The organism is Acidocella sp. (genome assembly GCF_035535915.1).
GTDB lineage: Bacteria > Pseudomonadota > Alphaproteobacteria > Acetobacterales > Acetobacteraceae > Acidocella.
In genome coordinates this window covers 1-5,739 of record NZ_DATLPB010000019.1, presented here as the reverse complement: position 1 = coordinate 5,739, position 5,739 = coordinate 1, and the positions used below count along the sequence as shown (strand labels likewise).

Annotated in this window: 5 protein-coding genes and 2 pseudogenes; 5 read left to right on the top strand and 2 right to left on the bottom strand. The window is 64.5% G+C overall.

The window, feature by feature from the left end:
• The 5 genes and pseudogenes from VNC39_RS02280 to VNC39_RS02260 form a co-directional block, all read left to right on the top strand.
• Window positions 1–115, top strand: a pseudogene (locus tag VNC39_RS02280) (IS1595 family transposase); the annotation flags it as partial.
• Window positions 116–270: 155 nt separating this feature from the next.
• Window positions 271–1,980 carry a tRNA uridine-5-carboxymethylaminomethyl(34) synthesis enzyme MnmG gene (mnmG, locus tag VNC39_RS02275; RefSeq protein ID WP_325395748.1) on the top strand — a complete coding sequence of 570 codons (1,710 nt, stop codon included), beginning with the start codon at window positions 271–273 and terminating at the stop codon, window positions 1,978–1,980.
• A gap of 183 nt (window positions 1,981–2,163) precedes the next feature.
• The gene (gene rsmG / locus VNC39_RS02270) at window positions 2,164–2,730 is read left to right on the top strand and encodes a 16S rRNA (guanine(527)-N(7))-methyltransferase RsmG (RefSeq protein ID WP_325395746.1); all 567 of its coding nucleotides are present in this window, start codon (window positions 2,164–2,166) and stop codon (window positions 2,728–2,730) included.
• Complete coding sequence (locus tag VNC39_RS02265; RefSeq protein ID WP_325395744.1) at window positions 2,717–3,514, top strand: ParA family protein; 798 nt, start codon at window positions 2,717–2,719, stop codon at window positions 3,512–3,514. The genes rsmG and VNC39_RS02265 overlap by 14 nt, the downstream gene beginning before the upstream one ends.
• The gene (locus tag VNC39_RS02260) at window positions 3,511–4,374 is read left to right on the top strand and encodes a ParB/RepB/Spo0J family partition protein (RefSeq protein WP_325395742.1); all 864 of its coding nucleotides are present in this window, start codon (window positions 3,511–3,513) and stop codon (window positions 4,372–4,374) included. Before VNC39_RS02265 ends, VNC39_RS02260 begins: the two co-directional genes overlap by 4 nt.
• Window positions 4,375–4,538: 164 nt before the next feature.
• On the opposite strand, the gene VNC39_RS02255 is transcribed toward VNC39_RS02260, so the two are convergent.
• Both VNC39_RS02255 and VNC39_RS02250 read right to left on the bottom strand, forming a co-directional pair.
• Window positions 4,539–5,213 (bottom strand): methyltransferase family protein, encoded by a 675-nt coding sequence (locus VNC39_RS02255; RefSeq protein WP_325395740.1) that lies wholly within the window; start codon window positions 5,211–5,213, stop codon window positions 4,539–4,541.
• A 178-nt stretch (window positions 5,214–5,391) separates the two neighbouring features.
• Window positions 5,392–5,739 (bottom strand): annotated as a pseudogene (locus tag VNC39_RS02250) (DNA polymerase III subunit delta); the annotation flags it as partial.

Genomic DNA, 5,739 nt, shown 5'->3' with positions numbered 1-5,739 from the left:
CCCAAAAGCCAATTTCCACCTCTTCCTCAAGGAATGCGAGTGGAGGTTCAACGATGGCTCTCCCGCCCAGCTCTTGAAGCAGCTCAAGCGCTGGGTCAGAAAGAATTCAACCTAACATCTGGGACAGCCCCAAAACTTTTGCTTTTTTGGGCCCGTGCCAGCGGCACTTGTGCGGCCTAAGTTTTGGGGTCTGGGGCCTTTCGGCCCCAGCGGGTCCAGGGCGGAGCCCTGGCCTTAGCTTTCCTTCGCGAAATTCGCTAATAGGCAGGCATGACGTACGACGTGATCATCATTGGCGGCGGCCATGCCGGCTGCGAGGCGGCGGCTTCGTCCGCCCGGTTCGGCGCGCGCACGCTGCTTGTCACCCACCGGGCGGACCGGCTGGGGGAGATGTCGTGCAACCCGGCGATCGGCGGCATCGGCAAGGGGCATCTGGTGCGCGAGATCGACGCGCTGGATGGGCTGATGGGCAAGGCCGCCGATGCGGCCTGCATTCATTTCAAGCTGCTGAATCGCGGCAAGGGGCCGGCGGTGCGCGGGCCGCGCGCGCAGGCGGACCGCAAACTCTATCGCCAGGCGATGCAGGCGCTGCTGGCGGCGCAGCCGAACCTGACCGTGCTGGAGGGCGAGGCGGCGGGGCTGCGGCGCGACGCTTCGGGGCATTTGAGCGGGGTGGTGCTGGCCGACGGGCGGGAGATTTCCTGTGCCGCCGCGGTGCTCACCACCGGCACCTTTTTGCGCGGCGTGCTGCATTTCGGCACCGAGATGCAGGCGGGCGGGCGGATCGGCGATGCGGCTTCGGTGAGCCTGGCCGAGGATTTGCGCCGGCTGGAGCTGCCGCTGGGCCGGCTGAAGACCGGCACGCCGGCGCGGCTGGACGGCAAGACCATCGATCGGGCAGGCCTTGCGGAAGATAAAGGCGAAAACCCGCCGGGGTTTTTCTCAGCCCTGACCACCAAGGTCGCCAATCCCCAGGTCTCCTGCTTCATCACCGGCACGACCGAGCGGACGCACGAGATCATCCGCGCCAATATTCATAAATCCGCCGTCTATGGCGGCAACATCGCCGGGCGCGGGCCGCGTTATTGCCCGTCCATCGAGGATAAGGTGGTGCGGTTCGCGGAAAAGCCGGGGCACCAGATTTTCCTCGAGCCGGAAGGGCTGGACGACGACACGGTCTATCCGAACGGCATTTCCACCTCGCTGCCGGCGGATGTTCAGCAATTGCTGGTCCATTCCATCCCCGGCCTGGAACGCGCGGTGATCCTGCGGCCCGGCTACGCGGTGGAATATGACTATGTGGACCCGCGCGCGCTGGGCCACGACCTTCGGTTGAAGAAACTGCCGGGCCTATATCTGGCCGGGCAGATCAACGGCACCACCGGCTATGAAGAGGCGGCGGCGCAAGGGCTGATGGCCGGGCTGAACGCGGCACGGGCGGCCGGCGGTGGGGATGCGGCCAAACTCGGCCGCGCCGATGCTTATATCGGCGTGCTGATCGACGATCTGGTGACGCAGGGCGTGACCGAGCCGTACCGCATGTTCACCTCCCGCGCGGAATACCGGCTGAAGCTGCGCTCGGACAATGCCGAATTGCGGCTGACCCCGCTCGGGCTGGGCTGGGGCATCGTCGGGCCGGAACGCGAGGCCGCCTTTGCCGCACTGGAGGCGGAAATCGCGGCGATGGGCGGCAAACCTCAGGGCGAGAGCCGCGCGGCGGAGATCCTGCGGGCGGATCTGCATTATGCCGGCTATCTCAACCGCCAGGATACGGAAATCCGCGCCCGCGAGCGCGACGAAGCGGTGCTGATCACTGAGGGTTTTGACTACGCAACGGTCGGCGGTCTGTCCGCCGAATTGCGCGAGAAGCTGGAACGCGTGCGGCCGGAAAGCCTGGGCGCGGCAGGGCGCATCGAAGGCATGACGCCAGCGGCGCTGGGGGCGATTTTTGGGGCGTTGAAGCGCCGGCGGGCAGCGTAGAAAGGTAGAAAGGAAGTGCTACTTTTTGTGAACAAAAAGTAGCAAAAAATCTGTTTTATGCTGGGCCAGGGGCTTTGTCAGCGACAACGCCTATGGCCCAGCATAAACAAAAGTTTTTGGTGCCGCTTTTTTCAAAAAGCGGCCTCTTTCTTTTCTTGTCTGTCCTGCGCTACCCAGCGCCGCATGGAAACAGCACGTCTGCAAAGCTTCGCCGCTTTGGTCGAAAAATGGTCGGCGAAGATCAACCTCGTCAGCCGCCATGATTTGCCGCATCTGTGGGCGCGGCATGTCGAGGATTCGCTGTTGCTTGTGCCGTACATTCCGGCCGGGATCACGCGGGCGATCGATCTCGGCTCCGGCGCCGGGTTTCCGGGGATGATTCTGGCGATAGAGACGGGGATCGAGTTCACGTTGATCGAATCCGACACGCGCAAGGCGGCGTTTCTGATGGAGGCGGCGCGCGAGACCGGTGCGAAGGTGAAAGTGCTGAACACGCGCATCGAGACCGCCAAGACCGAGCCGGCGCCGTTGGTGACGGCGCGCGCGCTCGCGCCCTTGGATAGATTGCTGGGCCTGGCTGTGCCGCATCTGGCGCCCGACGGTGTGTGCCTGTTTCCCAAAGGCCGAACGGCAGAAGCTGAATTGACGGCGGCGCGGACGCTCTGGCACATGGAGGTTGAACGTTTGTCGCTGCAGGCTGACGATGCGTGTATCCTGAAAGTGAGCCAGATCCGTCATGTCGGAAGCTAAAAAACGCCCGCGGATCATTGCCGTGGCCAATCAGAAAGGCGGTGTCGGCAAAACCACGACCGCCATCAATCTGGCTTGCGCGTTGGCGGTGAGCGGGCAAAAAGTGCTGCTGGTGGATATCGATCCGCAGGGCAATGCCAGCACCGGGCTCGGAATCGCGGCAGGGGCACGCAAAACCGGTACTTACGGGCTGTTTGCCGGCGAGGCGGCGCTGCCGGAGCTGGTGATGCCGACCGGCATCGAGAATCTGTCGCTGGTGCCGGCGGTGGCGGATCTGATCGGCGCGGACATCGAATTCGGCCAGGAGGAACGGCGGGAGTTTCTGCTGCGCGACGCGCTGCTCCCGCATTGTGAGGCGGATACGGTGTTCATCGATTGCCCGCCGGGGTTGGGACTGCTCACGCTGAACGGGCTGGTGGCGGCCGATGCGGTGCTGGTGCCGTTGCAGGCGGAGTTTTTCGCACTCGAAGGCATTTCCCAGCTGATGCGCACCATCGACGCGGTGAAGCGCGGTCTGAATCCGGCGCTGGAGATCGAGGGCATCGTGCTGACGATGACGGACAAACGCAATAATTTGTCGGAACAGGTGAGCGCCGATGTGCGCGGTCATTTTGGCGCGAAAGTTTATAACACGGCGATCCCTCGCAACATTCGCATCACCGAGGCGCCGAGCCATGGCGTGCCGGTGCTGCTGTATGATTTCCGCTCGGCGGGGGCACAGGCTTATCTGGCCTTGGCGGCGGAGTTTTTGAAGCGCGCGCGGGCGCGGAAGGTGGCGGCATGAGCGGACGGACGGAAAACAGGCGGCTCGGCCGCGGCTTGGCGGCGCTGCTGGGCGATGCGGCGACGCCGCAAAGCGTGAGCGCGCCGGGCGTGCAGGTGCTGCCGGTGGATGTGCTGGAGCCAAGCCCGTTCCAGCCGCGCATGGAAATGGACGAGACGGCGTTGGCCGAGTTGGCGGAATCGATCCGCCAGCGGGGCATCCTCCAGCCGCTGCTGGTGCGTCCGAACCCGGACAAAGCGGGGCACTACCAGATCATCGCCGGGGAACGGCGCTGGCGGGCGGCGCAACGCGCGCGGCTGCACGAGGTGCCGGTGCTGCTGCGCGAGCTGAGCAATGCCGATGCCATGGCGGCCGGGCTGGTGGAGAATCTGCAGCGCGAAGACCTCAACGCGGTGGAAGAAGCGGAAGGCTACAAGCGGCTTGTCGAAGAATTCAGCATGACGCAGGAAGGGTTGGGCGAGGCGCTCGGCAAGTCCCGCGCGCATATCGGCAACGCCATGCGCATGTTGAAACTGCCGAAACCGGTGCTGGACATGGTCCGGGACGGGCGCTTGAGCTTCGGCCATGCCAGGGCGCTGCTGACGCTGGACGATCCGGTGCAGGCGGCGCAGGAAATCGCGAAAAAGCATCTTTCCGTGCGCCAGACCGAGGAATTGGTGGCGCGGCAAGGGCGCGGTGGGAAGGAAGTCAGGCCGAAGGAGAAGGGCTCGGACGGCGAGATCGAGGCGCTGGCGAAGACTCTGAGCGAGAAGCTCGGGGTGCGGGTGCAGATCAAGTTCAATGGCAAAGGCGGGGCAATGATTTTGCATTACGCCGATCTCGACCAGATGGATTCGCTGCTGGCGCTGTTGAACGGATAGGAAAGAAAGCAGGCGCTTTTTGAAAAAAGCGCCGCAAAAACTTTTTTTATGCTGGGCCGGGGGCGTTGGCGCCGGTACAGTCTCAGGCCCGGCATAATCAAAACAGGATGCTCCACGTGGAGCATCCGCGCCGCCCGCCGGACCACCGCGCTCCACGTGGAGCGTTACCAGACTCCCGGGATCAGGCGGAACCTCACCCGCGCGGCGTAGCGCTCATAGTCCGGAAAGGCCATACGCAGCATGTCTTCCTCGCGGCCGATCCGCCACGCCAAGGCGGCCGTGCCGAGCGGCAGCATGAGCAGGCCCCACCAGGAGCCGAGCAGCAGCGGGACGCCGAGGAAATAGAAGAGCGCGCCGGCGTAAAGCGGGTGGCGCACCACCGCGTAAGGACCGTTGGTGATGAGATGCTGCGCCCGTTGCGCCTGAAGGCGCAATTCCGGGGCGGCAAAACTGTTATAGGCGAAGGCAGCTACTGAAATGCCCATGCACAGCGCGATCAAAACCGCGCCCAGCCACCCCAAAGCGGCCGGCATATGCGACCAGGCGAAGCGGCGCGCATCGCAGCCCATCAGCACCAGCCAGGCGAAATAGCTGGGCAGCGCGGCGGGCAGCAGCGCGCGGTCCGGCGCGGCGCCGCTGCGCAGCCGGACGAACAGCCGGCTTTTCAGCAAATCCGGGTCATAAACCGCCAGCCAGGCGCCGATGCCATAGGAGAAAACGGCAATTTCCCAGAAAAACGCCCAGCCGCGCGGCCAATGCAGCGTGCCGGCGCCGGCAAACAGCGCCACGGCGAAAATGCCGAGCCAGAGGCTGGTGATGACGAACATCTGGCGGAACATGCGGCAGATCATACGCCAACCGCACAGCGCAGAAAGTGGCCGCTTTTTGAAAAAAAGCGGCGCAAAAACTTTTATTGTGCTGGGCCATGGGCTGCGTCGCCGACAACGCCCATGGCCCAGCATAACAAAGTTTTTTTGCTACTTTTTGTTCACAAAAAGTAGCGCTTCCTTGCCTTGCCTACCCACGCCGTGCCGCGTTGCGGGCGCGGCTGGCGAGCCCCAGCATGGTCTGGCGGCAATAGGCCTGGTCCGGAACGTGCGTCTGTTTGCAGGCGGTCTCCGCGGTCAGGGCGGCGCGGATCGCCTCGGTGAGCGCCGGGACGGACCAGGTGGCAAGGGCCTGCGTCACCAATTTCTGGCGCTTGAAGAAGACCGGCGGGCGCATGCCGCCCATGGCCTCGGCGGCTGATGCCCCCTCGGCGATGGCGCCGGCGGCCACGCGCAGCCGGGCCAGTTCGCTCAGCAGCATGCGCAGGATGCCGACCGGGGAGACGCCTTCGTCATAGGCCAAAGTGAGCGCGCGGTC